Raw genomic sequence first — 1571 nt, 5'->3', positions numbered from 1 at the left:
CGCCGAGAGGCGCCTGAACCGGGCATGAGGAGATTAAGCCATGCGTCACGGCATCGCACATCGTAAGCTGAACCGCACGACCACGCACCGCAAGGCCATGCTGGCCAATATGGCGGCGTCGCTGATCGAGCACGAGCAAATTGTTACCACGCTGCCGAAAGCCAAAGAGCTGGCACCGTTCATGGACAAGCTGATCACTCTCGCCAAGCGCGGCGATCTGCATGGCCGCCGCCAGGCGATGTCGAAAGTCCGTAACGAGGCCCAGGTCAAGAAGCTGTTCGACACGCTGGGCGAGCGCTATACCGAGCGCAGCGGTGGCTATACCCGCGTGCTCAAGGCCGGTTTCCGTCATGGCGACAACGCGCCGATGGCTGTCATCGAGCTGGTTGACCGCGATCCGTCTGCAAAGGGCGCTGTCGATCGTGCGCGTCTGGAAGCCGAAGGCGACATGACGGACGAGTAAGACTCACGTCATCACAGGTTCAGGAAAAGGCGGCTTAGCTCTTGCTAGCCGCCTTTTTCATGTCTGAAATCGTACCTATATGGACCGCATGATCAGAACCTTCTGCCTTATTGCCTCCCTGGCCGCCGCCGCACCGGCGTTGGCTCAGGACGTCCCGTTTGCTCCCGCCGCGCCGGAAAACCGTTTCGTGCCGGAGAGCCAGACCGAAATGCGCATGTCGTTTGCGCCGGTCGTGCGCGAGGCCGCGCCGGCCGTGGTCAATGTCTACACCAGCCGCACTGTGCGCCAGCGGGTCGGATTCTTTTCCAACCGCACGCGTGAGCGTGAACAGAACTCGCTGGGCTCCGGTGTCATCGTCGACCCGTCCGGCGTGATCGTCACCAATCACCACGTGGTCAACGGCGCGGAAGAGCTGCGCATTGTGCTCAATGACCGGCGTGAGTTCGAGGCCGAGATCCTCTTGACCGATGAGGCGACCGACCTGGCCGTGCTCAAGGTCGACACGGACGAGCCGTTGCCGGTCCTGGCCTATGACAATGCGGGTGATCATGAGGTCGGCGATCTGGTCCTGGCCATCGGCAATCCGTTCGGTGTCGGCCAGACCGTGACCAGCGGTATTGTCTCGGCCCTGGCGCGGACCGATGTCGGCGAAACCGATTTCGCCTCCTTCATCCAGACCGATGCCGCGATCAATCCGGGCAATTCCGGCGGCGCCCTGGTCAATATGGATGGCGAGCTGATCGGCGTGAACACAATGATCTTCTCGCGCTCGGGCGGCTCCAACGGTATCGGCTTTGCCATTCCGGTCGAGCTGGTCAGCCGCGTCGTCGACAGCGCCCTGACCGAGGGTGAGTTGATCCGCCCCTGGCTCGGCGCCCGTCTGCAGCCGGTCACCAATGACCTGGCCATGGCCTTCGGGCTTGATCGCCCGCGCGGCGCTCTGGTCAACGAGATCTATCCCGGCGCGGCTGCGGATGATGCCGGCTTCGAGCAGGGCGATATCGTCCTCGCCGTCGATGGTCATGACGTCAATAATGACAGCGGCATCCTGTTCCGCCTGGCCACGCACAATACGGGCGAGGATGCGCGCTTCACCATCCTGCGCGAT

The 1571-nt window shown here is 62.8% G+C and carries 2 protein-coding genes; both read left to right on the top strand.

Features of this window, described 5'->3' with window-relative positions; translation table 11 throughout:
- Positions 1 to 40 precede the first annotated feature (40 nt).
- Positions 41 to 463: a 50S ribosomal protein L17 gene (rplQ, locus tag Q1V51_RS04130; protein WP_300553250.1), complete on the top strand. Its 423-nt coding sequence runs from the start codon at positions 41 to 43 to the stop codon at positions 461 to 463.
- An 88-nt stretch (positions 464 to 551) separates the two neighbouring features.
- Positions 552 to 1571: trypsin-like peptidase domain-containing protein (locus tag Q1V51_RS04125; protein WP_300553247.1), on the top strand; the 1020-nt coding region annotated here is incomplete at its 3' end.

Origin of the sequence: Maricaulis sp. (genome assembly GCF_030149235.1) — a bacterium.
GTDB lineage: Bacteria > Pseudomonadota > Alphaproteobacteria > Caulobacterales > Maricaulaceae > Maricaulis.
Note: the sequence above shows the minus strand (reverse complement) of the source record. Positions and strands in the feature narration are given on the sequence as shown.

Coding starts and splice junctions, on each gene's coding strand:
- rplQ (WP_300553250.1), top strand. CDS start 41: ATGCGTCACGGCATCGCACATCGTAAGCTGAACCGCACGACCACGCAC.